The following is a 24,719-nucleotide window of genomic DNA, read 5'->3' on the forward strand; positions in this document are numbered from 1 at the left end:
TTCCTCCTTCAGATCTTTACCATTCCGCCGCCGAAACCGTCGATCGCATCCCATGTGTAGGAAAAAGCGTCTTTTGTGTCAAACGTTTCATCCGCACCGTCGATATTGTTCCATGAAATGCTTCTAAAATCCAGTTCCGCGTTCAAATGTGCGGGAAGGTAGTTTTTGGCAGTCTGCAAAACGGCTTCTTTCTTTTTTTCCGTGAACGACGCGTCCATGCAGTTTACATAAATGCATTGATCGGCGAACCGTTCGCAGATTCGGGCATCGACGCCCTCCATCGCAAAAATCTGCTCCATATCGCTCACGGTAAAATCGTTCGGCGTAACGGCGCAGCGCTTCATGACGGCATTGCGCCGTTCTTCCCCGTTTCCCTGCGCGCCGATCCGCAAAAGCTTCTCCGCATTTTCCAGCCCGTAATCCGACGCGGTGGCGACAAAGCTTTCCCGCTGCAGCGTTTCCAGCTCGCCGCAGACCATGGCAAACCCCTGCGCGTACGCCCGCAGCTCACAGTCCACGGTGGTATTCCCGCTGAGCGAATAGAGCTTTGCCGCTTTCATTTTCGCGATCATCGATTCCAAAGCTTTCATTGCCCAACCCCCGCGTAATGCCCCACCCGCACCGTGCCGCAGACCGCAAGCTGATTCGCGCCGATCTTCCTGTCCATGGTCACGGATGTGTTAAAGAGATAATTTTTGATCTTTCCCGTCGCGAAAACCCATACGCCCAGCGCGGTCACAATCACCGGCTCCCCGACCGACAGCTCGTCAAAGTATTCCCTGACCGCCTGTTCGCAGGCGGCCTTCGCATCCTGTTCGGAAACGGCGTCCGCCGGGGTAACGGCAATGTCGATCTCCACCGGGACGGTCTGCGCCGCCGCAACCTTCACGTCGACGTTCACTTCACGCAGCAGGTTCAGATCATTCTGCACCCGGCCGACGATTTCCGGCAGGGGAGCGGCTCCCCTGCCGCCAAGGTAGAGTCCGACCGTTCCCGCTCCGTTTTCGCGCGGTACCACGCCCACGGAGTAAACGCCGTCGTACTTCAAAGCGCATTCGCGGTAAAAGGCCGCGTTGGTGCCGTTGGAAATGCTCGCGTAGCTCTGCATCAGGCGGGCGCGCAGCTCGCTGTCGCTTTCGCCGTCCTCCCCCCCGGTGAAGGCGGACGGATTCGCCGCACTTTCTATGGCGGGCGGCGGCGTGACCATGACGGTGACGGTGCCCGGCTGCGTGTTCCCGCTTTTCCCGCCCTGTTCCGCTTTTGCCGGGACCTCGACGCTCAGCTCGCCGTTTTTCAGCAGGGCGCTTTCGGTCGTGACATACCGTACCGGCTCGTCGCCAAAGGCCGCGCAGACCGTTCCGGCGGGGATCGGTACGTCGTACCAGAGCGTTGTGGCGCGCTGAAAGACGATGCGTCCCCGGGCCGCCACCGGCTGCTTGCGCTGAAGCCCGCGCTCCTGCGCGCGCAGCTCAAGCTGCTCCCCCTGCGCGCTCTGCGCGAACGTCTGCATTTTCAGCCAGTCCACCGCGCTGCCGATCGAATAAAGCTCCCCTGCCAGCACCTTCATACGGATGCCGATGTCCGAAGCGTCGTCCGGGGCGTATCCGGCAAGGGACGTAAACTCATCCTGCATCCGCGTCAATATCTCCTTGTAGCTGTACACTAAAATTTCACCTCTATTTCCGCTTTCTCCCCGCCGCAGCTCAGCGTGACCACCGCGGCCGGCGGATCCCCCGAGCATTGGGCGCGCTCCACCGTGACCTGCGGCAGGGCCCTGAGCGCTTCCTGCGCCATGGCAAGGGCCTTTTCGTTCAGCCCGCTGCCGCCCGGCTTCAGTTCATACAGCCGGCTCCCGAGGGAAGGGTCGTACACGAAGCCGCCGAGCGGTACGGTCAAACGGACCGCGGCGCGCTGCAAAAGCTCCCGCGCGCCGCCGATCTGCTTTGGGCGGCCGTTGGAACCGGGCAGAAAATCCCCTCCGATTAACGCCGTATCCATGCTAATCCTCCTTCCGAGCGGCAAAGACCTGTCCGTTGATGACGACCTCTCCGCTGTTTTTCAGGTAAATGCTCGCTCCGCCGGACGAAAACAGCAGCAGCTCGCCCGGGGCGATTCCTTTTTCATCCGTCACCGCGCCGATACAGGCGTTCCCCGAACCGGTGCCGACAACAACCGTCTTCGCCGCGTTCGGCGGCAGATAGGCGATGCCCCACGGCCCCAAAAGCGGAATGCTCCGGTATTCGTTTTCCCCCTGCATCACCGCCGCCCCGGTCACTTCCGCCACCTGTGCGGCGGTTTTCCGGTTCTGCGCGGCGATCACCTGCTGTGAAAGCCACATGCTCCTCACCTCCTCAAAGTAAACCGGGTGCTTTCCCCGTCTGCGTTCAGGCGGTACTCCGTCTGTGAAACATACAGCTTTTCCACCGTGCCGAGCGCCGGGTCCCGCATCCTTGCGGCTGTAAAAAGAGCGGCCGCGATTTCCCCCGGACAGTCCGCGGTCACCCGGTACGCCTTTTTCTCCGCGGCGCGGATCAGCCCGTCGGCGTCGCCTTGCGCAAGGCATCTCCTGCGCCGGATTCCAAGGGAAACCGCCTCCGCGCTCTGTGCCGCCGGGCTGTAAGTCCCGGCGCTTCCGGACTTTATCAGGACCTCCGAAAGAGCGCTGCAGTACAGGTTTTCCACCGAAACGGAGGTATACCCGATCCCGCCCGCATTGTCAAACAGCAGCTCCCCCTGCGGCTTCGCGCCGGACGCGTCGAGCGTGTCGCCCGCAATCCGCGGCGCCGCTTTCAAAAACCGGGTGCAGAATCCGGCGGCGGCCTGCCACTCGCTCATTCCCTTTGTCACCGTGTACGTTCCGTGAAAGGCCCGGCTGTCGCCTATAAAGCCCGAAAAGCCGTAGGGCTTCACATGCCTTTCAAAAACGGTCTTCAGCGACGGCATACAGTAGGTCTGCGGAACAGCCTCGTTGTCCAGCAGGAGCGCGGCGCGGCTGCGGGCGGAAAGCGTCAGCTTCCATCCGCCGCCGACGCTTTCCTTCTGCTCGTCCACGATTCCGTCGAAGCACAGCTTCCGGTTCCGGTCATAGATTTTCAGCCCTGTCAGCCGCCCCAGGCTTTTTTCAAGCGGGAACACGCCGGTGAAACCGTCCGCCGGCGCGTCCTCCCCGCAAATCAGCCTTGCCGAAACCGGGGGCGGGAGCAAAAGCCCCACCCCCTGCGGCGTTACGCCCACATAGGTCACGGAAGCACCACCTTTTGCCCGGCCTTTAGCGCGTTCGGCCACTGGATCAGCGGATTCAGGCCTTTCAGCGTGTCCACGTCCGTCCCGTAAAGGTTCGCCACTTCCCAAAGGCTTTCCCCGCCCTTGCAGACATAGCTTGTTTCGGACAGAGAGGCCTCTTCCGGACCGGCGTCGTCCTCCACAAAGACAAAGCTGTAGGAAACGCAGTCCGGCTGGGCTTCGCCGATCATTTTCAGCGACGCGAACGCCGCCGGGAACGGCGTGTCCCCCGGCAGGCGCAGCAGCCCGCTTTCCCCGGAGGCGAACACCGCCGCCAGACGGCTGAATTCCTCCATGCATCCGCTGCCGATGAATTCCCCCGACCCAGTCACGACTCGCTTGTCAAAGCCCAGATCCTGCAGAACGCTCCCGTACAGGGGCAGCTTCAGGTTCTGGATATTTCTGGAATAGGCGACCTCCACCTGCTTCGGGTTAAAAGGCCACACATAATTTTTATAGCTCATGGGCTGTATTTTCATGCGTTTTCCTCCCCCGTGTCCAGCGGATGGGGGTACCTGCGGAAATCCCGTTCCAGTCCTTCCGAAATTTCGTCCAGCTCACTGTCCACCGCTTTCCCCCTCCTTTTCCTGTGTCCGCGCCGCGGCCACCATCTCCATGCTTTGACGGGGCGTGTTGCCCGCCCCGCCCTGTGCCGTGATGTTTTTCCACCTGCACCCGGAATAGACCGTCCTTTCGCCGTTTCCCGCGGCGATCAGGCAAAAGCCGGAAAGCGCGCACAGATCCGCGCCGTTTTCCGGCCGGACGTTCCGGACGGTCAGCTCATAGCTGATCCGCCCGGGCGCGGTGGAAACCGCGTCCTGTTCGCCCCAGGCCGAAACCGTCCGGCTCTGCTGCACGCATTTTACCGTGTAGCTGTCCGCGACCGCGGCCCGTTTTCCGTCCGCTTCCAGAAACACCTCCCGGTCCGCGCCGTCATCCAGCACCTTCAGAACCGCCCAGACGTAAAGCTCTTCCCCCGCCATCAGGGCCGTGTCGGCGCGCTTGACAACGTAGTTGCGTGCACCGCTGGAAACCGCATCCCCGGTACAAAGCGGTTCCCCTGCAGGGCCGGTGTAAAGGTAATGCAGGTTATCGTAATATTCCGTGGGCAGATTCAGGGACGCGCCGCTTTTGTACTGCAAAGGCCGTAAAATCGCGCTGACTTCCCGGTCACGGACGATCACTTTTTCGCCGTATTTCTGAAAGAGCCTTTCCAGCGCTTCCTTCCGCTTCATGGGCAGATCCTCTCAAATAAAAAACCGTCGTCCTTTAAATACGGGGCCGCGGCGGCGGCGGATTCCCGCCACGCCTGTCTGGCCATTTCCACACCGGCGCAGCTTTTCGTCACCCTGATATCCCCCGCCGAAAAGCTCTCCACCCCGGCCCCCGCCGTCGTCACCGCCCAGCGGTACAGCGCGAGCGAAGCCGCCGCCGCGCACAGAAGCCCCTGCGCTTCGGGAACGTCCTCTTTGACGCGGCGGCCGATTTCCGTCATCGCGTCCTCGCACAGGGGCAGGAACCGGGCGGCGGACTCGGCGTTTAAGTCCGCCATCAGCGCAAAGCGTTCGGCCACATCCTCAATCACCATATCGTCGCCCTCAGGACTGATAGCTCAGCACCTTGACGGCGCTGTCGAAAATCTTGGCAAACCCCGCGATCGCGGTGATGGCGGCGCGCTCCAGCTGACGGTCGATCAGCTTGTCGTAATCGGTCCGCACCCCTCCGGCCTGCACCATTTCCAGCGCGCAGGTTTTGTCGAGCCCGATGATCCGGTTGTCCTCCAGATCCGGCACATGCAGAAGGTTCGCGCCGAGCGGGGCGGCCAGCTTGCCGGTACCCTGAAAATTCAGTCCCGCGTTCGCGTCCTTAAACTCGCCGATGGACAGGATATCCTTCACGGTCGCCGTGGAAGCCAGCATGGTATTGAGCGAATACGGCGCAAGGGAGCCCCACAGGTTCACCATATCGGCGTAATCCGGTTTGGCCCCGACCGTTTCCACCGTACCGGCGGGCGACTGGCCGTCGTCCCCGTGCAGCAGCACTTCCACCGCGTCCGCAAGCTGCGCGCGGGCAATGTAAGCGCCGATCTGGCGCAGGGTGACGGTGAACAGGTCCAGCTTCTGGAAGCGGAGCGCCTCGTAGCTCGCGACCAGCATCCTGCCGCGTTTCTGCAGCCTGACCAGATGGTCCTGCGTCCTGACGACGGTCTGCGGAATCTGCGCACCCTCCGCGACGGGCTTGAGCGCCTTGTCGTCCCTGCCCGGATTGGACGTAATGGTGCGGTAATCCATGGAGCCGATGTTGGTCGTCGTCGCGACGAGGTTCGGCAGCAGGTTCGCCAGCTCCATTCCCTGACGCACCGCGCGGTTGACGTACTCCGGGAAAAGCGCCGAGGAATCCGCCGTCTGGAAAAACTTTTCGAGCCGGTCGGAATCCGCGCCGCTCACGCGGATATCGAAGCGTTTCAGCTGTCTTTGGTAAGCGTCAAGCCCTTCCAGCCCGGTGCCCGCGTAATTTTCGGTGGGGTCCAGGCTTTCCAGAACCTCCGTAAAGCTTTTCCCCGGTGTGCCGTACATTCCTTTTTCGAGTTTTACCGATTCATAAAATGCCATCTTTTTTCCTCCCGTTATTAAAGAATGATTCCGCAGGTCTGCGCCGTAACATCCGCGTCGGTGACAAGCAGGCTCCTGCCCGTGCTTTCGGCCTGTACCTGTACCCCGCCGTTCCCGTCACAGCTCAGGAACCGGTATCCGGCCGCCGGAGCGGCCCCGGAATACGGCACCGTCACATAGCCGTGCAGCTGTACCGCCGCGAAGCCCCCGCGCACGGAAACCGCCACCCCGCAGAATTCGTCCTGCGCCTGACCCGCGCCGACAAGGCCGTTCCCGGTCATCTTTACCGGAATTCCCGGAACCACGCCGGTTTCCGCCTCAAAGGTCGCCATTTGTTCGCCGTAACCGTTCAAAGAAATCTTCATTTTCTCTCCTCCGTATTTTTTATATTCTAAATTCCGCGTTGAACCCGGGATCCCCAGCCCGGCGCGCCGCGGCAAGCTGCGGGGCCAAAGGCAGAACCTCCTCCGCCTTTTTGCGGTATGCCTTTTCAAAGCATTTCAGGTCCCCGAGCTCCATTTCGGCGGCGACGCGCGCCGCCGTCCGCGCCGGGATTTCCGGCTGCGCGATGCCCGCGTATTTGACGAAGCTGTTTTCCAGCTCGCCGCGGTACAGCTTCCCGCACTCGGCCCGCTCTTTCAGCGCTTCCAGCCGTTTGGAAAGCCGGTGCGCCTGCTCCGCGCTCAGGGTGATCTCCCCGTTTGCGAGCGCGAGCGTTTTTTCCACCTCTTCCGCGTTTTCGGTGGAAAAGTTCTTGATCACTCCGGCCTCCCGCTGGGCGGGCACCGCCACAAACGACCATTCATAGGCGTCCGTCGGCTCGCTTAAAACCGCGCAGCAGGTTTTCCCGCCGTAACTTTTTCCTTTCCCATGGGCGCAGCCGCCCTTTTTCAGGTCCGCGCCGCAGATGCTGCAAGTGACCTTTTTGACCGCGCAGCCCACGCTGACTTCCTTTTTGATCCCGCTGTCCAGCTCCAGAATCAGATCGCGGTTTTTGTCGCTTTTCGGCAGATACGCCCGCGCCACCAGGCGGCAGTACGGCTCGCCCGCTTCGGTCGTCCGTTCGCCGTCCCGTTCCACCGCGCAGTCATAAATGCGCGCCGTCTGGTTCTGCGTCTGCATGCTGTGGTTGAAAATCCCGGTTTTCCCCACGAACAGCACCGCCAGCTTTTCCAGCGCCTCCACCGCAAATCGTTCGCAGTCGCGGTCGATTTCGTTGTCGCACAGCACCACCGAAAAGGTGTAAATCTCCTCGGCGGAAAACTCCCTGCGGGTATAGCGGTTGATTTTTTCCAGCGCGTCCCCGTCCGGCTTTTGATTGCTTTTCAGCACATATCCCTCTTTCAAGTCATCCTTCCTTTCTCACATTTTCGCGGCGGCTTCCAGCTGCTCCGCTTTTGCGTTCAGGTACCGCGCGTTCGCCGACTCGATTTCGTCCTGCAGCGTGATGTCCTCCCATTCGACGGTAAAATCCGGTTCGTGTCCGTTCAGCCGCAGCCACAGGGAACAGATACGGGAAATGACCGGATTCAAAATACGGCGGTACGCTTCCAGCTCGCTGGTCAGGATATCCGCCTGCTGGCTCGACATCCTCTCGGTGGAGGACCACGAAAGTCCCAGCAGAAACGGCGGCAGACCCAGCTTCGCCACGATCTGCTCCAGCATTTCGCGCACGGGCACAGCGCTGTCCAGGATCTGGTTGTCCGCGCCGATCGCCTTGATGCTCACATCCCCGACGGCCACAAAATCGCTCACGCTGTCCTTCCGCATCGCGCGGCTCCACTCCCCGGCGATCTGCTGGGCGCGCTCCTTCGCGTAAGCCCTGTCCGCCGCGTCGTTTGTGGGTTTATAGGTCACGGCGAAGCGCACGTTTCCCAGCCGTTCCCAGTTCACGCCGACGGTATTGTAAATCCGGATCAGGATTCCGCTGACGAACGGCAGCCCGTGCAGCAGGGACACCCCCCGCGCGCTGCCGGGCGGGGGATTCAGCGCGGAGCAGAACACCAGCTCCGGGTATTTCACCTTTACGCTTCCGCCCGGCTCACGGCGGTAAACCTCGGTGTGCAGCGGGCTGACGGCTTTCAGCTCCACGTCCTCAAGCCCCGCGTTGTACAGCGCGGCGACGGCCCCGCCGCTTACCACCATTTCCCCCACCGCGTTGCCGTAGGTCAGAAGCTGCGACAGATAGTCGTTTAAAAAGCTCTGCACGCCCGCCTCCATGGAATTCACTTTTACGTTCTGTAAAAAGGAATTCAGGCGGGCCTCCGTATTCCCGCCGCCGCAGCGAACGGTAAAGCCGCCGATCAGCCGGACGATTTTATCGATGCCCGCGTCGATGATCGGCACCGCCTCGCGTAGCGCGGCGTAAAGCCTGTTTTCACCCGTCTGCAGCGGCACGTAGCTGTCCAGCGCGGGAAAGGGCGAAGCGGACGCCGCAGTCTGCACCGCCCGGGCCACCGGCTGCGGTTTCTGTCTTTTTCCTATCATTGCTCTCCTTTCCCGCGCGGCGCGGCAATTGCAAAGAAGGCGTCCTCCCTGCGGAGAAGCGTCGTTACAAAATACCGGATATCGTCCATCGCGTGATCGTTTTCTTTTACCGGCGCGTCCCGGCTTTTGTCGTCGTTCCAGCGGTACAGGCCGAATTCCCGCACCGCGTCCGCGCAGTTGCGGCAGATTTTCACGTCCCCCTGCTTCAAAGCGACGCTGACCTGCCGGATGCCGTCGAGCACCTCGTTCTGCGCGGGCAGGACGCGGTATTTTCCGTGCCGCCGGATCGTCTCGATAAAGCTGGCGGCGGAAGGGTCGACGGCGACGCTTTCAATTTCGCGTTCCCCGCAGAGCTGTGCCAGCCCGGCGTAATGCTCCTCGTCCGTGCGGGAAGCGCCGGCCGCGCGCGAATCGTAGTAATATTCGTCCACCCGGTACCAGGCGCCTTCCTTTTTTCCCCACAGCCCGAACGAGGACGGGTTCACGGTGCCGTAGTCGCAGGAAACGGCGTAGCTTTCGCAGTCCTTCGGCGCGGCGCAGAGCATCCCGTCCGTCATGAACGGGTAGACAAGCCCCTGCGCCGCCACCCATTTCCCAAGCACGAAGCGCTCGTAAAACGTCCCCGCGTAAAGCCCGCGGTACCGAGCGCGGATCTGCGGGCTGAGCGACGGGTTGTCCTCCATGGTGAAATGCAGGTACAGCGCGTTTTTCCGCTCCGCCTTTTGGATCCATTCGCGGTAAAACCAGTGCTGCGGGTTTTCCGGGTTGCAGTTGAACCAGAATTTGGAGCCTTCCACCGAACAGCGCGCGAGCGCCTGTTCCACAAACGAACGGGGCATCAGCGCCACCTCATCGAACAGAACGCCGGAAAGGGTAATTCCCTGAATCAGCGCGGAGGACCCTTCGTCCCGCCCGCCGAACAGATAGAACCGGTTACAGTGCTTTCCGCAGGAAATGTCCAGCCGGTTTTCCGCAGCCTTCAGCTCACACCGGAAGCCCGATTCCTGCAGGGCCGGCAGCAGCGTGGTAATCAGGTTCCGTTTCAGGGAGCGGATGGTCTTGCCGCAGATGGCGAACGAGCGGTCCTGAAAACGGCAGAGCGCCCACGCGGCAAACGAAATCCCGAGGCAGAGCGTTTTTCCGCTGCGCACCGCCCCGTCGCAAATCACCGCGTCCCGGCTTTCATACGGGCTGCCCGGGCACCACCAGGAAAGCGCCTGAAGCTGCTTTCTCGAAAAGGTCTTAAACTCCATCTTCGCCCCCGCCGAGGGACCTTGCGCATTCCTGCAGGGTACGGTACAGCGGCAGGGAATCCCCGCCGGTCCCGCTCAGCTCTTCCAGGCTCTGCAGGGCCTTGATCCGGTCAAAAAACTTGATCTCCATCCCGCCGCCCTTCGGCCGCTTGATTTCCGCAATGTTGTACAGGTCCATCTTGTCCAGCGCCGTCAGATCGGGCTCCTCCGTAAACAGCAGCCGCACCGCGTCCGCGATCCCGCCGTAGGCCAGCCTTTCGTATCCCCTGCGCACCCGTTTGCGGGTTCTTTCCCCTGTTTCCGAATTGCTTTCCAAACCTTCAGCCTCCTTTCAACCCTCCGGCACATCCCCCCGTTTATTTCCCAAAAAGAGGAAAGAAAACCAAAAATTATTTCTTGACAAACGAAGATATACGAGTTATTGTATATATACGATATATACAATATTAGCATATCGAAAAACTGTCGGGCGTCGGAAAAGTGTGCGCGGCTTGATCGACAGCCTGATTCGCTTCGAGGTGATCATTTGGACATCATCATCAGCAACGCAAGCGGGAAACCGATTTACGAGCAGATTACCGAACAGATCAAAAACAGCGTCATTACCGGCGCGCTGCAGGCGGGCGAGGCCCTGCCGTCCATGCGGCTGCTGGCAAAGGAGCTGCACATCAGCGTCATTACCACCAAGCGCGCCTACGAGGATCTGGAGCGGGAGGGGTTTATTGAAACGGTTGCCGGCAAGGGGAGCTTTGTCGCGCAGAAAAACATGGAGTTTATCCGCGAGGAGCAGCTGCGCAAAGCGGAAAATCTTCTGCAAAACGCCGTGGATGTGGCAAGGTCGGGCGGAATTACGCTGGAGGAGCTCAGCGAAATACTCACCCTGCTGTACAACGGCGATTAAAAAATCCGGCACAGCGCCATGGAGGTAACTATGGACAACATCAAAGTCAGCAATCTTTGTAAGGATTACCCGTCGTTTCATCTGCGGGACGTGAGCTTTACGGTCCCAAGCGGCAGCATCGTCGGTTTTGTCGGCGAAAACGGCGCGGGGAAAACAACCACCATCAAGCTGATCTTAAATGAAATGAAGCGGGACGGCGGCTCCGTTCAGATTTTCGGATTGGACAACAGAAAGGACGAACAGAAAATCAAGGAACAGATCGGCGTGGTGTTCGACGAAAGCTACTTTCACGGCGAATTTAAAGCCGGGGACATCGCTTCCATCCTGCGGTCGGTCTTTCAGACATGGGACGACGATCTCTTCAGCCGGTATCTGAACCAGTTCAAGCTGCCGAAAAACAAAATGATCAAAGAATATTCCAAGGGAATGAAGATGAAGCTGAGCATTGCCAGCGCGCTGGCGCACCGCCCGCGCCTCTTAATCCTTGACGAGGCGACCAGCGGTCTTGACCCGGTCGTGCGCAGCGAAATCCTTGACATTTTCCTCGACTTCATTCAGGATGAAGCCCATGCCGTCCTGTTTTCCTCCCACATTACCGGCGACCTTGAGAAGGTAGCAGATTATGTCGTTTTCATCCACGAGGGAAAGATCATTTTCGACCGCTCCAAGGACGACCTGATTTATCAGTACGGGATCGTGAAATGCGGCCCGAAGGATTTCCAGCGGATCGATCCGGACGATCTTGTCCGCTGGCGCAAAACCGATTTCGGCTATGAAGCGCTGGTAACGGACCGGGACGCCGCCCGGCGGAAATATTCCGGCCTGGTTATTGACCCGGCCACCATAGACGATATCATGCTGATTTATGTAAAGGGGGGCAGATCATGACGGGATTATTGCTGAAAGATCTTTTGTACCTGAAAAGGCAGGGGCGGATTTTCCTGTTCCTGCTGGCTTTCTATATCATCTTTTTTGCCGCAACGGGGAGCGGAACCGATCAGATCACTTCTATGCTGCTCACCTTGATACCGATGCTGCCGATGATTGTTCTCACAAACGCCTTTGCCTATGATGAAATGTCAAAATGGAATACCTACGCGCTTACTCTTCCGATTACCAGGGGAAAACTTGTTTTTGCCAGATATCTTCTCACTCTTCTGCTGACCTGCGGAATGGCTTTGATTCCGTTTTTGATGAACCTGCTGTCCGGCAGCCTGTCGGAAGAAACCGGCGCCGCTGTCTACGCCGCTTCCGGGGCGGCTCTGCTGCTCTGCGAAATTCTGATCCCGCTGTTTTACCGGTTCGGAACGCAGAAAGCGCGGCTTGCGCTGCTGGTGATTGTTCTGATTCCCACACTCGGCGCTTTCCTCTTGAAACAGGCGCGATTTGCCGCGCCGAGCGACGCACAGATCCTCTTCCTGCTGAAAATTTCGCCCGTTTTTCTGGTGGTCTTTTCCGTGGTTTCCTATTATCTTTCCTGCAAGATACTGGAGAACAAGGAAAATTAGGGCATAATAAAGCATTAAAAAAAGGAACGGAAATCCGTTCCTTTTTTGTTAGCCGAACCTAATATTCCATATTACATAATCTTATTTTTTATATTATATTCCCGGATTAATTCCGGATTCGACTTATATTTCAGTTGGAAAATGATAGAATATATTTTATGATAAGAGAATTTTATAGCAATGATATTTCAGTTTGAGAAACAAAGCACATTCCTCTCCCCTTCGGTGGGGGAGGAACACAACCTTGTTTCAGAATCAACTGGAAATGCTGTGGATATTCTTGAAATTGGTGATTTTTCATCAGTAAATTTTATGACAGAAGGTAAGGAGAAGCGTATGAACGATTTTGTCATAGTAACGGATTCCTCCTGTGATCTGACCGCGGAAATGGCCCGGGATTTAGAGCTTACCGTGCTCCCACTCTCCTTTAATCTGGCGGAAAAGGAATACCGCAATTATCTGGACGGGCGCGAGCTCTCCTTTCAGGAATTTTACCGGTGTATCCGCGCGGGAGAAAGCTGTACGACCTCCGCGGTGAATGTGGAGGCCTTTTCCGGCGCGATGGAGCCGATTCTCCAGTCCGGAAAAGACGTCCTCTGCATCGCGTTTTCCAGCGGGCTGAGCAACACCTGCAACGCCGCGCAGATGGCCTGTAAGGAACTGGCGGCAAAATATCCGGAGCGCCGGGTATACGCCGTGGACACGCTCTGCGCCTCTCTGGGGCAGGGGCTGCTGATCTACCATGCCGTCCAGCAAAAGCGCGGCGGCAAAAATATCGACGAGGTGCGCGATTGGCTGGAAGAGAACAAGCTGCACCTCTGCCACTGGTTTACCGTGGAGGACCTGAACCACCTGAAACGCGGCGGCAGAATCTCCGCGACGACCGCCCTGATCGGCACCATGCTGAACATCAAGCCCGTCCTGCATGTGGACGACGAAGGCCACCTGGTCAACGTCGGAAAGGCCAGAGGCCGCCGCGCGTCGCTCACCGCGCTAATCGACCATATGGAGGAAACGGCAATCGACCCCGCGTCGCAGGTCGTGTTCATCAGCCACGGCGATTCCCAGGAGGACGCCGACTATGTGGCGGAACAGGTGAAAAGCAGATTCGGCGTCAAGACCGTCGTGACCAATTACGTCGGCCCGGTGATCGGGGCGCACTCCGGCCCGGGAACCATCGCGCTGTTTTTCCTCGGCACACACCGTTAAACCGCCGGAACGAATGGACGGGACGACCCATCCCCGCCTCCCTCCGTGAGGGAGGTGCCGCGCCCGTCGCGGCGAAAGGAGTTCGTTCCCTCGGTCTATTGGAATCCGCCTTAGTCCCGGAAAAAGCAAGCGCCCCGGCACGGCTCTTAAAGCCCTGTCGAGGCGCATTGTTATGCATTATTTCGCCTGTGTTTCGCCCTTGTCTTCCAGCAGCCTGGTTTTCACCGTCCGGGTGCTGCCAGTGGCACTCTGTCCGGTACTTATTCTGAAAATAGTCAGCGAGATGGTGTCGCCCGCCTTGTGCTTGTTCAGCACCGCGTACAGATCGTCCAGGCTGGCGATTGCCTGGCCGTCCGCCTTGGTAATCACGTCGCCCACGGCGACGCCGGATTTCGTCAGGTCGCTTTCCGAGCTGATCTCACGGATCATCACGCCGGTCGGGTAGCCGGAAAGCTGCGACTGGATATCGGTGATGGTCGTGGCCGTAATTCCCAGACGGCTGCGCCCGCTGACATATCCGCGCGCGACCAGGTCGTCGATGACGGTTTTCGCCTTGCTGACGGGAATGGCAAAGCCCATTCCCTCGTAGCCGGTGGCGACAATCTTATTGGAATTGATGCCGACCACCTGCCCGTACATATTGACCAGCGGACCGCCGGAGTTGCCCGGATTGATGGCCGCGTCGGTCTGGATGTAGGTCATGCCGTTGTCGCTGTGGCTTTCGATGGTGCGGTTCAGCGCGGACACGTAGCCGCCCGTCAGGGAGCTGGAATACTCCATGCCGCCCGGATTGCCGATGGCGATCACCTCGTCCCCGATTTCGAGCTGGTCCGCGTTGCCGAACACCGCGGCGCTCAGGCTGCTCGCGTTGATGCGCAGCACGGCGAGGTCGGAGGTTTTGTCGTAGCCGACGACCGTCGCCTCGTATTCTTTTTTATCGTGAAGGATGACCTTTACCTTGTTCGCGCGGGAATAATTGACCACATGCGCGTTCGTCAGGATATATCCGTCCTTGCTTGCCACAATGCCGGTGCCCTGGATCACGCCGCCCTGGCTGCCCGTTGTGCCGGCCACGGTGGTTTCCACTCCGACCACGCTGTCCGCCACTTTCTTGTAGACGTCCTTCGCGCTCAGCTGGCCGGTACCCGGCTCCGGCACGATCGTAATGCCGGAGGAGTTCGGATTGGTTCCGTCGCCCTTGATTCCGCCCTGAATCTGCGCCTGGCTGGATGTGCTCCCGGAATCGGCGGATTTTTCCCCGTCGTCATATTCCGGCTGCGAAGCTGCGCCCTGCGGCCAGCCGCTCTGCTGACCGACGGCCGTCTGAACGCCATAAATGCAGAAGCCCAGCACGAACGCCGCCGTCAGCCCTCCCAGAATCCAGAGGAACACGCGCAGGCCGGTGTTTTTCCGTTTGGGCGGTTTCGGCTCCTGCGGGTTCTGATCAGGTTGCTGCCCGCCGTACGGCTGATACGACCAGTACGGCTGCTGACCGTACTGATCCTGGCGATAGCCGCCGTAGGGGCCGTTATAGTTCCCGTAGGGCTGATGATACTGGCCGTACGGGTTGTTGTTGTACTGGCCGTAGGGCGAATACGGATTCTGCGAGTCCTGATACGGCGGCTGGCCGTAAGGAGGAGGCGCCTGTTCCGTATTCCGGCTGTCCGGCTCCGGGTCTGGCGGGGCGGGCGTTCCCTCCTGCCCAGCAGAAGACGGCGCGTCCTGTCCCTGTTGTTCCTCCGGCTGCTCCCGCTCCGGGTCGCTCCCCTGTTCCGCCGCCGCGGGCTGTTCGTCCGCGGGCTGGTTGATGTCTCCGGTATCCCACGGGTCTTTTTCCCCGTTATGATTATGATCGAACTCGCTGTCACTCATAAGAAATACCCTTTCTGAAAATGATTTATTCTTTGACCTGCTCGGATGACCCGTCCTTTAACAGGTGCGGCTCGCTGATTTTGGGCAGCCAGAATTCAAACTGACAATATTCATTCTGCACGCTGCTGACATTAATTTCCCCACCGTGCAGCTTAATAATCGTACGGACGATATACAATCCCAGGCCCATCCCGTTTTTATCCTGGCTGCGGGACTTGTCGGTCTTGTAGAAACGGTCGAAAATCAGCGAAAGCTCCTCCGGAGCAATCCCCGGACCGCTGTTTTTGATCACGACGCTGGTCCTGTCGGGCTGGTCAAGGATCCTGATCTCGATATACCCGCCCACATTGGTAAACTTGACCGCGTTTTCTATCAGATTATACACGACCTGATGAATCATGTCCGGATCGCCGTCCACAAACAGGCTTTCCGCATCCTCCAGCCCGCGGATTTCCAGCTTCTTGTCTTCAATCGCCTTTTCAAAGGACAGAAGCGCGATCAGGATCGTATTGGTCAGGTCAAACCTTCCCGGGCGGAGCTTCAGCTCGCCGCTGTCGATTCTGGAAAGGTCCAGCATGGTGCGCACCAGCCGGGACAGCCTTTTGACCTCCTGCGAGACGATATTCAAATAGTGGCTCTCTTTCTCCGCCGGAATCGTGCCGTCCAGAATTCCGTCGATAAAGCCCGCGATCGTCGTCATCGGCGTTTTCAGCTCATGCGATACGTTTGCGATAAAATTGCGCCTTACGTTTTCGCCCGTGGAGAGGGAACTCGCCATGTTGTTGAAGGCGATCGCCAGCTGGCCGATTTCGTCCTGGCTGGTGACCGGAACGCGCACGGAAAAGTTTCCGTCCCCGAAGGAGCGCGCCGCCGCGGCCATATTGCGCAGCGGCTGGACCAGCTTATAGGAGAACAGCCACACCGCGCAGAAGGATACCATAAACGCGGCGATGGCGGCCAGCAGGAACATCCGCAGGATTTCCCCGCGGAAAGAATTGAACGACCGCACATTGTAAGCCGTGAACACGGCGCCAATGGCGGTCTTGCTGCCGTCGATATTCACCACGTTGATCGGCACCCCGACGACGTAATAAGGCTGGCTGTAAATTCCGCCCATGGTTCCCTGATTGTTGTACCCGCCGGAGATCGCCTTTTTCATGATTTCCTCGCTGACATTCCGGCCGTCGTTGATCCCGCTGGTGCTGTCGTAGGAGGCGATCACGATCTGGCCGTTCAGCTTTGTCACAAAGATATCCGCGTCGATGTTGTCGGAAAAGGCCGCGATAAACGCCTTCATCCGGTCGGTGTGGATCGTATAGACGTTGTCCTCCACCGAAGTAACGCTGTCCGCCGCGATTGCCGCTACGCTCTCGGCGTTCTTCCTCAGCAGGTTCCTTTTTTCCGTCTGCCAGTAGTTCGAAAAGAAAATCAGCATGACGAAGCTCAGGAACAGAAAGCTGATGAAAATAATCGAGGAGGTAATCCGCAGATACTTTTTAAACAGTGTTTTCTGCATTTTTTATTCCTTAACTTCAAATTTATAACCGACGCCCCAGACCGTTTTGAGCGCCCACTTGTCGGAGACGCCTTCCAGTTTCTCGCGCAGGCGCTTGACGTGCACGTCCACGGTCCGGCTGTCGCCGTAATAATCGAAGCCCCACACCTCGTCGAGCAGCTGGTCGCGCGTAAAAACGCGGTTCGGGTTGCTCGCAAGGTGGTAAATCAGTTCCATTTCCTTCGGCGGCGTGTCGATCTGAACGCCGTTGACCCGCAGCTCGTAGTTCGTAAGGTTGATGGAAAGCTTGTCGTATTTGACCTCTTTCACCAGTTCCTCGCTGTTTTTGCCCAGGCGGCGCAGCACGGCTTTGATTCTGGCCACGACCTCCTTTGCCTCAAACGGCTTCACCACGTAGTCGTCCGCGCCCAGCTCCAGTCCGAGCACCTTGTCAAAAACCTCGCCCTTCGCGGTAAGCATGATGATCGGGCACTGCGATTTCTTGCGGATTTCCCGGCAGACCTGCCAGCCGTCCAGTTCGGGCAGCATGATGTCGAGCATAACCAGGTCGGGGGCTTCCTCGTCAAAAGCCTCCAGCGCCTTGCGTCCGTCGTTGGCGATCGCAACCTCAAAGCCTTCCTTTTCGATATAAAGCCTCAGCAGCTCACATATATTCTGGTCGTCATCAACCACTAAAATTTTTCCAGCCGGCATTTTTAACTTCCTCCTTCATACCCCGCAGCCGCAGCGTTTTGAATTGGACGGCATCAGGAAATACGCCTGATTTTTCATTCCGAACGGAACTGCCTCCAATTTGAATGTATATATTTGATTATAAGGGAATTCCCCCGAAAAGTCATGAATTTTTTATAAAAGTTTTTAAATAATATATGAATTGCGGGCCCGCCGCACAGTTTCGGGGCGCACGGCTTTCCGTCATGAAAAAAGGGAGCGCCGCAGCGCTCCCCCTCGAAATTTCATTCTTACGGCCCCGTTATTTCATGATGCTGTTTAACAATCCGCCCTTTGCGATGATATTCTGAATAAAAGGCGGAAACGGCTGAGCCTTATAGTTTTTCCCGCTGGACAGGTTTTTAATCACGCCGGTGTCGAAATCGACCTCCACCTCGTCGCCCGCCCGAATGTCCTTGGCGGCCTGTGCGCATTCCAGAATCGGCAGCCCGATGTTGATGGCGTTGCGGTAAAAAATGCGGGCAAAGGTGGACGCGATCACGCAGGACACCCCGCTGGCCTGAATCGCGATCGGCGCGTGTTCGCGCGACGAGCCGCAGCCAAAATTTTTCGCCGCGACAATGATGTCGCCTTTTTTTACATTCTTTACAAAATCCCTGTCGATATCCTCCATGCAGTGCGACGCCAGCTCCGCGTGAGAGGCGGTGTTCAGGTATCTCGCGGGAATAATCACGTCCGTGTCGACATTGTCCCCGTATTTGTGTACAAATCCGTGTGCGTTCATTTCAAGCCCTCCTCAGTCCAGTTTATCCGGGTCGGCAATACAGCCCGCCACGGCGCTCGCCGCGGCAACGGCCGGGCTGGCAAGATATACCTCCGATTCCACATGTCCCATGCGGCCCACAAAATTGCGGTTCGTCGTGGAAACCGCGCGTTCCCCTTTTCCCAATATCCCCATATGCCCGCCCAGGCAGGGGCCGCAGGTCGGCGTGCTGAACACGGCGCCGGCCTCCACAAAAATTTCCGCCAGCCCTTCGCGCAGGGCCTGCAGGTAAATGGCCTGTGTTCCCGGCAGGACAATGCACCGCACGTGCCTGGCCACTTTCCTGCCCTTCAGGATGGAAGCCGCGATGCGCAGGTCCTCGATCCGCCCGTTGGTGCAGGAGCCGATGACGCTCTGGTCGATCCTGATCTCCCCCACGTCGTCGATGACTCTGGTGTTCTCCGGCAGATGCGGGAACGCAACCGTCGGCCTGAGCTGCGACAGGTCGATTTCATAGGTCTCGTCGTAAACGGCGTCTTCGTCCGCCGCGTAGACCACCGGCTCCCGCTGGAAGCGGTCCTTTTCGTAGGCAAGCGTCACTTCGTCCACCGGGAAGATGCCGTTCTTGGCCCCGGCCTCGATCGCCATGTTGGCGATGCTGAGACGGTCGTCCATCGAAAGCGCCTTCACCCCTTCGCCGGTGAATTCCAGCGAGCGGTACAGCGCGCCGTCCACCCCGATCGTTCCGATCAGGTGCAGGATCACGTCCTTGCCGCTGACCCATTTGGCGGGTTTGTTTTTCAGCACAACCCGGACGGCGGAAGGGACCTTGAACCATGTCTTTCCGGAAATCATGCCCGCCGCCATGTCGGTGGAACCGACACCTGTGGAAAACGCGCCGAGCGCGCCGTAGGTACAGGTGTGGGAATCCGCGCCGATGACGCAGTCGCCCGGGCCGACCAGTCCCTGCTCCGGCAGCAGCGCGTGCTCAATGCCCATCTGCCCCACGTCGAAGAAATTGGTAATGCTGTATTTCTCCGCGAAGCCGCGCACCTGACGGCACTGCTCCGCCGCCTTGATGTCCTTGTTCGGCGTAAAATGGTCCAGCACTAAAGCGATCTTATCCTGATCAAAAACCGACGAAGCCCCGCATTTTTCAAACTCGTTGATGGCCACCGGCGAGGTGATGTCGTTGCCGAGCACCAGGTCCAGCTTCGCCTCGATCAGCTGCCCGGCCTCCACATGCTCCAGCCCGGCGTGCGCAGCCAGAATCTTCTGCGTCATCGTCATTCCCATCGTGATATCCTCCTATCATCCGTCCGCCTTCTCACCGTTCCCGCACCGGGCGGCGGACTGCGTCCGTGTCATTAATCGTATTATGGCAGGAAACTTGAAAAAAGAATGTAACATGTGATACAATTATACAAATATTATCGTGCCGATCGATTGGATATCAACCCAAAATGACCGGTTCTCCCCCGTTCGGAACAGGGAGAACCGCCGATTTGGTTTTGCAGCCGCAGATAGGCACAAAGAACGAACCGGAGGGATGGAAAATGGAGCTTTTCCCGCAGAAAAACATAGGGGGCGTGTTGGAAAGATCCCACACGCCCCGCAGCTACGGAAAAGACCGTATGATTTACTGGCAGGAGGCCCCCGCCGGTGAATTTTATTATTTAAAGCGCGGAAAGGTAAAAATTTTCCTCAGCTCGGAAAGCGGCATGGAAAAAACCCTCACCGTTCTGGAACCGGGAAGCATCTTCGGCGAAGCGGCCTTTTTCGACGGAATGCCAAGGGTTTCCAGCGCCAAAACGCTGGTAAAATCCGAGATCATCACGGTCACCCGGCAAAGCCTGATGGACTGTATCCGCCGGGAGCCGCAGCTCGCCATGTACCTGCTCACCTATCTGTCGCAGACCATCCGCATGCTTTCCGCCCAGGTCAATTCCATGACCTTTCTGCAGGCCGACCAGCGGCTTGCGCGGCTGCTGCTCAGCCTGGAAAAAAACGGAACCGTGTCCGCCACCCACGACGATCTGGCCGGGCTCGCGGGCGTGTCGCGCGTGACCGTCAGCCGCATCCTGACCCGGTTCGCCCAAAGGGGCTGGACCGCCGCCCGCTACCGGGAGGTGGAAATTTTAGATGAAGCGGCGCTGAAAGGCTTTATCGAAGAATAAAGCCGCATCGGTCCCACTGCGTACCGAAGGAAATCGGTTCATCCTTCGCCCGGCTGCTCTGTCAGCTCGTGTTTTTCGGATGTATCAACCAAACGGGCCACATGCAGCGCCAAATACGCAACCTCTTCGTTGGGCAGAAACACATTATAATTCCGCAAAACATAGGTCCTGGTTTTTTCGGCACAAGCCATAGCCTCAGGATAGGCCTTTTGCATCTGTTGATACAGGAAATCGTCTTTGCTGTCCATCAACTTAGCCGAAAAAAAGCGTTCCGCAAAAAATTGCAGGTGGCTGATAAAGCGGGAATAATTGATACTATCCGTGTCTCCCTGATAATGTATGCTATAAGTAACGATGTTGGCCAAATCTCTAATCAGCCTGGCAGCCTGCATGGCATCAAAACCCGCGCCAATGTCCTTGCGGGCATTCACGATATGGAACGCTATGTTGCCCGCCTCCTCTTCCGGCAGTTCAACATTCAAAAGTTCCTTCGTCCGCTGGAGTCCCCGTACCCCCACATCAAACTCCTTGCGGTAGAAATGCTTAATCTCCCAAAAAACACGATTTGTTACAATCAATCCTTTTTGCTGCCGCTCTACTGCAAAATGCATATGATCTGTCAGCATCAGATAGATATGAGATGATAGCTTTTCGTTCAAAGTTTTCTCGGCATCGGCAACAATTTCCTGCGTCAGTTCCAGATACACTGAAGGAATCGTCGAAAACAGTTTTAGCATTGGCTGCGCATCCGGATTAGACAAAGGGATAAATACCCGGTCGGAAGGCTGACGGGCGATCTCCTCCCCGGCCTTACGGTCATAGCCAATACCCTTGCCCAATAAAATAGACTCTTCCCCGGCATTATCAGCCACCAGCACAACGCTGCTGTTCAGCACCTTCCGTATTTGCATTCGTCTCCCCCTCCTTTTCTTATCCTGAACAGGTCAGGTCAAATCTCCGCCGTTGGTTGCGATCACCTTTTTGTACCATGCAAAGCTGTCTTTGCGGCTGCGGGTCAGGGAACCCTGACCCATATCGTCCTGATCCACATAAATGAAGCCATACCGCTTACTCATCTGATTGGTAGAGGCAGAAATCAGGTCGATGGGTGCCCAACTGGTGTACCCCAGCATCTCCACGCCTTCATCAATTGCTTTGCTCATTTCGCTGATATGCTGACGAAAATATTCAATGCGGTAAAAGTCGTGAATAGAGCCGTCCTCTTCCACTGTATCCTTGGCGCCAATGCCGTTTTCTACGACCATCAGCGGCAGGCGATACCGGTCATATAGCTCAATCAGGCTGTACCGCAGCCCCTTCGGATCCACTTGCCAGCCCCAGTCGTTGGTAGGCAGATACGGATTCTTTACGCCCAGCACGGTGTTGCCCGGGGTTCGCTCGGCTTTGGGATCTGCTGATTCCGTCATCGACATATAATAACTGAAAGAGACAAAATCCACACAGCCGGTTTTTAGAATCTCGGCGTCGCCCGGTTCGGTCTTCAGGTTTATGCCCTTTCTCTCGAACATTTTCAGGATCAGGCGCGGATATTCCCCCCAAACTTGAACATCGGCATAAAACAGGTTTTCCAGGTTTTTCGCCTGAGTCGCCAGCTCATCTTCCGGGGCGCAGGTACGGGCGTAGGTGGTCAGCTTGGTCAGCATACAGCCTACCTTGCTGCCGGGGATTATCTGATGGCAGTCCCTGACTACCAGCGCGCTGGCCACAAACTGGTGGTGCAGCGCCTGATAGCAGGTTTCCAGCAGCTTATCTTCAGGCACGCGGCTGGGGACAATGCCCGCCGTCGTGAAGGGATGACGGATAACGCTGTCCACCTCATTGAAGGTCAACCAATATTTCACATCATTTTTGTATCTCTCAAAACAAACGTGGCAGAAGCGGACAAAACGTTCGATCACCCTGCGGTCAGCCCAGCCGTTGTATTTGGTGGCCAGGGCCAAGGGCATCTCGTAATGGCTCAGAGTCACAAGAGGTTCAATGTGCAAGCGGTGCATTTCCGCAAACAGGCTGCTGTAAAACTGCAAGCCCTTTTCATTGGGCTTGGTTTCTTCTCCCGTTGGAAAGATGCGACTCCATGCGATCGAAATACGCAACATGGTAAAACCCATCTCGGCGAACAGTGTCAGGTCTTCCTTATAGCGGTGATAGAAATCGATACCGCGGCGCTTGGGGTAGTAGGTGTCATTGGGGTCCGCCAAAGCGACTGCGATTACCTCGTCGTTCATGGCTACGTGAGCCTTGTAATCTTTCACATCCGTGCCGGGCTTATAGGTGGCGACATCCGCCACGCTGGGTCCTTTTCCGTCTACGTTCCAGGCGCCTTCCACCTGATTTGCAGCCAGGGCTCCACCCCAGAAAAAGCCTTTGGGAAAACTCATTTTACAGCCTCCAGTTTCATCAGGGCAACACCGGGTGCCACTACACCCTCGGCTGCCGGAGTCATGATGAAGGAATCACCGTTTGTCACAACAATGGGTGTAGTTACATCGTACCCCGCCGCCTTGATAGCATCAATATCAAATTTCATCAAAAGCTGGCCTTGTTTCACAGCATCACCGTTTTTTACCTGAGGCGCAAAGCCCTTGCCTTCCAGCTTGACAGTATCTACGCCAATATGAATCAGCAATTCGGCGCCAGTGGAGGTAACCATGGAAATGGCGTGCTTGGACTCTAACACCTGTTCAACTGTGCCATCAGCGGGGGCATACAGTTCACCCCTTTCGGGCACTACCGCCATGCCGGTACCCAGAATTTCCTTGGAGAACACCTCGTCCTTTACTTCGCTCAGGGGAATCGTCTTGCCCTGCAGAGGACTACAAACGGTAGAATCGGTAACAACCCCGGGTGCAGCTTCCTTAGAAGGCTCTCCTGCATCGTCCCTATACAGAATCAGGGTGAGCACGAAGGAGGCCACAACAGAAATAACAAAGCCCACAATTGCCCAGATAAAGTTCATGCTGTTACCGGCATCGATGTACATTGCCATGGAGGCAATGCCGGGGCCCACGGCAGCAAAAGCTTTGACCTTCATCAGGCCGATGAACAGGCCGCCGACGAAGCTGGAGGCCACCACGGAAGTCATCACCTTTTTGTGCTGCAAGGTTACACCATACAGAGCGGGCTCTGTAATGCCAAACAGACCGGAGATACCGGCGGAAATAGCGGTGGAGCGCAGTTTTTCATCCTTGGTCTTCAGGGCAACCGCCAGGCAGGCACCGCCTTCAGCGATATTGTGTGCCAGAGAGGCAGGCAGGTACAGCATATCGAAGCCAGGGCTTGCGATGGAAGAGACAGCGTAGGGCACCAGCGCCTTGTGCATACCCAAGGAGACCATAAAGGGCAGAATTGCGGCTACGATGGCAACGGCCAACCAGCCCAAAGTGTTATACAAAGCCAGAATAGCGGCAGTCAGCAAGGCGCCGATGTTGTAGCCCAAAGGTCCGAGCACCAGCAGGCCGACCGGGAATCCGACGGCAAGGCACAACAGGGGCACAAAGAAGATGCGGATGACCTTGGGGCACCATTTATTGCACCAGTGCTCCAAAGACGCCATAAACATGACGATCAGGACGGAGGGGAACACTTGACCGGTATAGCCGATGCTTTGTAGCTTGAAGCCGAACAGATAAGCACCGCCCTCCGTGCCCAATAACGCCGCAGTGTTAGGGTGAATCATGGCGGCAGCCAAGGAAACGGCCACCAACTTGTTGCAGTTGAACTTGTTTGCGGTGGTAAAGGCGACCAGAACAGGCAAATAGTATAGTGCGGCATCTGCCACGCCGGCAAATACCTTGTACGCCACCATATCGGTGGTCAGCAAGCCAAAGGTGGTAAAGATGGTCAACATAGCCTTGAGTACGCCGGCACCGGCAATTGCGGGAACCAGCGGCTGGAAGATACCGACCATATAATCCAGAATGATACCACCGATGTTCTTTTTTCCACCTTTGCTAACGGAAACGACTTTTCCATTAGCAAAGTCACCAAGCTTCATCAACTCATTATATACTTCAATCACATCGTTGCCAATGACAACCTGGCACTGGGGTCCACTGCTAATCACGCCCATAACACCGGGCGTTTTTTTCAACGCAGCGGTATCTGCCTTTGCGGGGTCCACAAGAGTAAAACGCAGCCGGGTAGAGCAGTGTTCCAACTGTACCACATTTTTTTTACCGCCGACCAGATGCAGAACATCCGCTGCGGTTTGCTTATAGTTTTTCATTAAAAACCTCCATACACTTATCCATCTTCCTTTTCTGTTTGGCCCAAAACATCAAAAGAAAAAGACCCAACAGAACAACACTCAACCTTTACTGCGGCCATCGCATAAAAGTCTCATTTGTTCCGCCGGATCCTGCCTGCATTACCAGTGACATGTCCAACTGAATAACTTATTGTTAGTATAGCAAAGGCTTTTTCCTTTTTCAATACTGTTTTTTCACA

27 protein-coding genes are annotated in these 24,719 nt (G+C 57.2%); 5 read left to right on the top strand and 22 right to left on the bottom strand.

Annotated elements, in window-relative coordinates; translation table 11 throughout:
* Positions 1-8: 8 nt before the first annotated feature.
* From ACRQV7_RS14610 to ACRQV7_RS14675, 14 genes are all read right to left on the bottom strand, one after another.
* Entirely contained in the window at positions 9-590 is a 582-nt protein-coding gene (locus ACRQV7_RS14610) for a hypothetical protein (protein ID WP_444658808.1), read from the bottom strand.
* Positions 587-1,633, bottom strand: coding sequence for a baseplate J/gp47 family protein (locus tag ACRQV7_RS14615; protein ID WP_444658809.1), 1,047 nt, complete (start codon positions 1,631-1,633; stop codon positions 587-589). Before ACRQV7_RS14615 ends, ACRQV7_RS14610 begins: the two co-directional genes overlap by 4 nt.
* A gap of 29 nt (positions 1,634-1,662) precedes the next feature.
* Entirely contained in the window at positions 1,663-1,998 is a 336-nt protein-coding gene (locus ACRQV7_RS14620) for a histidine kinase (RefSeq protein WP_444658810.1), read from the bottom strand.
* Between the two features lies 1 nt (position 1,999).
* On the bottom strand, positions 2,000-2,338 hold the full coding sequence (locus ACRQV7_RS14625) for a hypothetical protein (protein ID WP_275717654.1): 339 nt from the start codon (positions 2,336-2,338) through the stop codon (positions 2,000-2,002).
* 5 nt (positions 2,339-2,343) lie between these two features.
* Positions 2,344-3,243 carry a hypothetical protein gene (locus ACRQV7_RS14630; protein ID WP_444658811.1) on the bottom strand — a complete coding sequence of 300 codons (900 nt, stop codon included), beginning with the start codon at positions 3,241-3,243 and terminating at the stop codon, positions 2,344-2,346.
* On the bottom strand, positions 3,240-3,761 hold the full coding sequence (locus tag ACRQV7_RS14635) for a LysM peptidoglycan-binding domain-containing protein (protein ID WP_444658812.1): 522 nt from the start codon (positions 3,759-3,761) through the stop codon (positions 3,240-3,242). Before ACRQV7_RS14635 ends, ACRQV7_RS14630 begins: the two co-directional genes overlap by 4 nt.
* 78 nt (positions 3,762-3,839) lie before the next feature.
* Positions 3,840-4,517: a hypothetical protein gene (locus ACRQV7_RS14640; protein ID WP_444658813.1), complete on the bottom strand. Its 678-nt coding sequence runs from the start codon at positions 4,515-4,517 to the stop codon at positions 3,840-3,842.
* On the bottom strand, positions 4,514-4,870 hold the full coding sequence (locus tag ACRQV7_RS14645; protein ID WP_275717650.1) for a hypothetical protein: 357 nt from the start codon (positions 4,868-4,870) through the stop codon (positions 4,514-4,516). Before ACRQV7_RS14645 ends, ACRQV7_RS14640 begins: the two co-directional genes overlap by 4 nt.
* 10 nt (positions 4,871-4,880) lie before the next feature.
* Positions 4,881-5,894: a phage major capsid protein gene (locus ACRQV7_RS14650; RefSeq protein WP_444658814.1), complete on the bottom strand. Its 1,014-nt coding sequence runs from the start codon at positions 5,892-5,894 to the stop codon at positions 4,881-4,883.
* A 17-nt stretch (positions 5,895-5,911) separates the two neighbouring features.
* Complete coding sequence (locus tag ACRQV7_RS14655; protein ID WP_444658815.1) at positions 5,912-6,259, bottom strand: hypothetical protein; 348 nt, start codon at positions 6,257-6,259, stop codon at positions 5,912-5,914.
* Positions 6,260-6,278: 19 nt separating this feature from the next.
* Entirely contained in the window at positions 6,279-7,241 is a 963-nt protein-coding gene (locus ACRQV7_RS14660) for a hypothetical protein (protein ID WP_444658816.1), read from the bottom strand.
* A 15-nt stretch (positions 7,242-7,256) separates the two neighbouring features.
* The gene (locus tag ACRQV7_RS14665; RefSeq protein WP_444658817.1) at positions 7,257-8,381 is read right to left on the bottom strand and encodes a serine/threonine protein phosphatase; all 1,125 of its coding nucleotides are present in this window, start codon (positions 8,379-8,381) and stop codon (positions 7,257-7,259) included.
* Positions 8,378-9,634 (bottom strand): PBSX family phage terminase large subunit, encoded by a 1,257-nt coding sequence (locus tag ACRQV7_RS14670; RefSeq protein ID WP_444658818.1) that lies wholly within the window; start codon positions 9,632-9,634, stop codon positions 8,378-8,380. Before ACRQV7_RS14670 ends, ACRQV7_RS14665 begins: the two co-directional genes overlap by 4 nt.
* Positions 9,624-9,950: a hypothetical protein gene (locus tag ACRQV7_RS14675; RefSeq protein ID WP_444658819.1), complete on the bottom strand. Its 327-nt coding sequence runs from the start codon at positions 9,948-9,950 to the stop codon at positions 9,624-9,626. The genes ACRQV7_RS14670 and ACRQV7_RS14675 overlap by 11 nt, the downstream gene beginning before the upstream one ends.
* A 210-nt stretch (positions 9,951-10,160) precedes the next feature.
* On the opposite strand from ACRQV7_RS14675, the gene ACRQV7_RS14680 reads away from it, so the two are divergent.
* The 4 genes from ACRQV7_RS14680 to ACRQV7_RS14695 all read left to right on the top strand — a co-directional run bounded on the left by ACRQV7_RS14680 (position 10,161) and on the right by ACRQV7_RS14695 (position 13,252).
* A complete protein-coding gene (locus ACRQV7_RS14680; protein ID WP_444658820.1) occupies positions 10,161-10,535 on the top strand; it encodes a GntR family transcriptional regulator in 375 nt (124 codons plus the stop codon).
* A 30-nt stretch (positions 10,536-10,565) separates the two neighbouring features.
* Positions 10,566-11,423, top strand: a complete 858-nt coding sequence (locus ACRQV7_RS14685) for an ABC transporter ATP-binding protein (protein ID WP_444658821.1) — start codon at positions 10,566-10,568, stop codon at positions 11,421-11,423.
* Complete coding sequence (locus ACRQV7_RS14690) at positions 11,420-12,043, top strand: ABC-2 transporter permease (RefSeq protein WP_444658822.1); 624 nt, start codon at positions 11,420-11,422, stop codon at positions 12,041-12,043. The genes ACRQV7_RS14685 and ACRQV7_RS14690 overlap by 4 nt, the downstream gene beginning before the upstream one ends.
* Before the next feature lie 336 nt (positions 12,044-12,379).
* The gene (locus ACRQV7_RS14695; RefSeq protein ID WP_444658823.1) at positions 12,380-13,252 is read left to right on the top strand and encodes a DegV family protein; all 873 of its coding nucleotides are present in this window, start codon (positions 12,380-12,382) and stop codon (positions 13,250-13,252) included.
* Positions 13,253-13,429: 177 nt separating this feature from the next.
* Here the strand turns inward: ACRQV7_RS14695 and ACRQV7_RS14700 are convergent, their stop codons facing one another.
* The 5 genes from ACRQV7_RS14700 to leuC all read right to left on the bottom strand — a co-directional run bounded on the left by ACRQV7_RS14700 (position 13,430) and on the right by leuC (position 19,371).
* On the bottom strand, positions 13,430-15,124 hold the full coding sequence (locus ACRQV7_RS14700) for a trypsin-like peptidase domain-containing protein (RefSeq protein ID WP_444658824.1): 1,695 nt from the start codon (positions 15,122-15,124) through the stop codon (positions 13,430-13,432).
* Positions 15,125-15,149: 25 nt separating this feature from the next.
* Entirely contained in the window at positions 15,150-16,640 is a 1,491-nt protein-coding gene (locus ACRQV7_RS14705; RefSeq protein WP_444658825.1) for an ATP-binding protein, read from the bottom strand.
* A 3-nt stretch (positions 16,641-16,643) separates the two neighbouring features.
* Entirely contained in the window at positions 16,644-17,333 is a 690-nt protein-coding gene (locus ACRQV7_RS14710; RefSeq protein ID WP_444658826.1) for a response regulator transcription factor, read from the bottom strand.
* A gap of 280 nt (positions 17,334-17,613) precedes the next feature.
* Positions 17,614-18,096, bottom strand: a complete 483-nt coding sequence (gene leuD / locus ACRQV7_RS14715; protein ID WP_444658827.1) for a 3-isopropylmalate dehydratase small subunit — start codon at positions 18,094-18,096, stop codon at positions 17,614-17,616.
* Between the two features lie 12 nt (positions 18,097-18,108).
* Entirely contained in the window at positions 18,109-19,371 is a 1,263-nt protein-coding gene (gene leuC / locus ACRQV7_RS14720) for a 3-isopropylmalate dehydratase large subunit (protein WP_444658828.1), read from the bottom strand.
* A 209-nt stretch (positions 19,372-19,580) separates the two neighbouring features.
* On the opposite strand from leuC, the gene ACRQV7_RS14725 reads away from it, so the two are divergent.
* Positions 19,581-20,252 carry a Crp/Fnr family transcriptional regulator gene (locus ACRQV7_RS14725; protein ID WP_444658829.1) on the top strand — a complete coding sequence of 224 codons (672 nt, stop codon included), beginning with the start codon at positions 19,581-19,583 and terminating at the stop codon, positions 20,250-20,252.
* A 38-nt stretch (positions 20,253-20,290) separates the two neighbouring features.
* On the opposite strand, the gene ACRQV7_RS14730 is transcribed toward ACRQV7_RS14725, so the two are convergent.
* Genes ACRQV7_RS14730 through ACRQV7_RS14740 form a run of 3 tightly spaced genes read right to left on the bottom strand, consistent with a single transcriptional unit; the run spans position 20,291 to position 24,498 of the window.
* Positions 20,291-21,163: a PRD domain-containing protein gene (locus ACRQV7_RS14730; protein WP_275714342.1), complete on the bottom strand. Its 873-nt coding sequence runs from the start codon at positions 21,161-21,163 to the stop codon at positions 20,291-20,293.
* Between the two features lie 33 nt (positions 21,164-21,196).
* Positions 21,197-22,651: a glycoside hydrolase family 1 protein gene (locus ACRQV7_RS14735; protein ID WP_275714345.1), complete on the bottom strand. Its 1,455-nt coding sequence runs from the start codon at positions 22,649-22,651 to the stop codon at positions 21,197-21,199.
* A complete protein-coding gene (locus ACRQV7_RS14740) occupies positions 22,648-24,498 on the bottom strand; it encodes a beta-glucoside-specific PTS transporter subunit IIABC (protein ID WP_275714347.1) in 1,851 nt (616 codons plus the stop codon). The genes ACRQV7_RS14735 and ACRQV7_RS14740 overlap by 4 nt, the downstream gene beginning before the upstream one ends.
* Between the last annotated feature and the right edge of the window lie 221 nt (positions 24,499-24,719).

Source organism: Caproiciproducens lactatisolvens (assembly GCF_052443335.1).
Classification (GTDB): domain Bacteria; phylum Bacillota; class Clostridia; order Oscillospirales; family Acutalibacteraceae; genus Caproiciproducens.

Excerpts from the sequence above, each read along its gene's own strand:
- ACRQV7_RS14610 (WP_444658808.1), bottom strand. The coding sequence starts at position 590 with ATGAAAGCTTTGGAATCGATGATCGCGAAAATGAAAGCGGCAAAGCTC.
- ACRQV7_RS14670 (WP_444658818.1), bottom strand. The coding sequence starts at position 9,634 with ATGGAGTTTAAGACCTTTTCGAGAAAGCAGCTTCAGGCGCTTTCCTGG.
- ACRQV7_RS14650 (WP_444658814.1), bottom strand. The coding sequence starts at position 5,894 with ATGGCATTTTATGAATCGGTAAAACTCGAAAAAGGAATGTACGGCACA.
- ACRQV7_RS14730 (WP_275714342.1), bottom strand. The coding sequence starts at position 21,163 with ATGCAAATACGGAAGGTGCTGAACAGCAGCGTTGTGCTGGTGGCTGAT.
- ACRQV7_RS14700 (WP_444658824.1), bottom strand. The coding sequence starts at position 15,124 with ATGAGTGACAGCGAGTTCGATCATAATCATAACGGGGAAAAAGACCCG.
- ACRQV7_RS14710 (WP_444658826.1), bottom strand. The coding sequence starts at position 17,333 with ATGCCGGCTGGAAAAATTTTAGTGGTTGATGACGACCAGAATATATGT.
- leuC (WP_444658828.1), bottom strand. The coding sequence starts at position 19,371 with ATGGGAATGACGATGACGCAGAAGATTCTGGCTGCGCACGCCGGGCTG.
- ACRQV7_RS14685 (WP_444658821.1), top strand. The coding sequence starts at position 10,566 with ATGGACAACATCAAAGTCAGCAATCTTTGTAAGGATTACCCGTCGTTT.
- ACRQV7_RS14735 (WP_275714345.1), bottom strand. The coding sequence starts at position 22,651 with ATGAGTTTTCCCAAAGGCTTTTTCTGGGGTGGAGCCCTGGCTGCAAAT.
- ACRQV7_RS14640 (WP_444658813.1), bottom strand. The coding sequence starts at position 4,517 with ATGAAGCGGAAGGAAGCGCTGGAAAGGCTCTTTCAGAAATACGGCGAA.
- ACRQV7_RS14625 (WP_275717654.1), bottom strand. The coding sequence starts at position 2,338 with ATGTGGCTTTCACAGCAGGTGATCGCCGCGCAGAACCGGAAAACCGCC.
- ACRQV7_RS14620 (WP_444658810.1), bottom strand. The coding sequence starts at position 1,998 with ATGGATACGGCGTTAATCGGAGGGGATTTTCTGCCCGGTTCCAACGGC.
- ACRQV7_RS14645 (WP_275717650.1), bottom strand. The coding sequence starts at position 4,870 with ATGGTGATTGAGGATGTGGCCGAACGCTTTGCGCTGATGGCGGACTTA.
- ACRQV7_RS14740 (WP_275714347.1), bottom strand. The coding sequence starts at position 24,498 with ATGAAAAACTATAAGCAAACCGCAGCGGATGTTCTGCATCTGGTCGGC.
- ACRQV7_RS14705 (WP_444658825.1), bottom strand. The coding sequence starts at position 16,640 with ATGCAGAAAACACTGTTTAAAAAGTATCTGCGGATTACCTCCTCGATT.
- ACRQV7_RS14615 (WP_444658809.1), bottom strand. The coding sequence starts at position 1,633 with ATGCAGGATGAGTTTACGTCCCTTGCCGGATACGCCCCGGACGACGCT.
- ACRQV7_RS14665 (WP_444658817.1), bottom strand. The coding sequence starts at position 8,381 with ATGATAGGAAAAAGACAGAAACCGCAGCCGGTGGCCCGGGCGGTGCAG.
- ACRQV7_RS14690 (WP_444658822.1), top strand. The coding sequence starts at position 11,420 with ATGACGGGATTATTGCTGAAAGATCTTTTGTACCTGAAAAGGCAGGGG.
- ACRQV7_RS14655 (WP_444658815.1), bottom strand. The coding sequence starts at position 6,259 with ATGAAGATTTCTTTGAACGGTTACGGCGAACAAATGGCGACCTTTGAG.
- ACRQV7_RS14635 (WP_444658812.1), bottom strand. The coding sequence starts at position 3,761 with ATGAAAATACAGCCCATGAGCTATAAAAATTATGTGTGGCCTTTTAAC.
- ACRQV7_RS14695 (WP_444658823.1), top strand. The coding sequence starts at position 12,380 with ATGAACGATTTTGTCATAGTAACGGATTCCTCCTGTGATCTGACCGCG.
- leuD (WP_444658827.1), bottom strand. The coding sequence starts at position 18,096 with ATGAACGCACACGGATTTGTACACAAATACGGGGACAATGTCGACACG.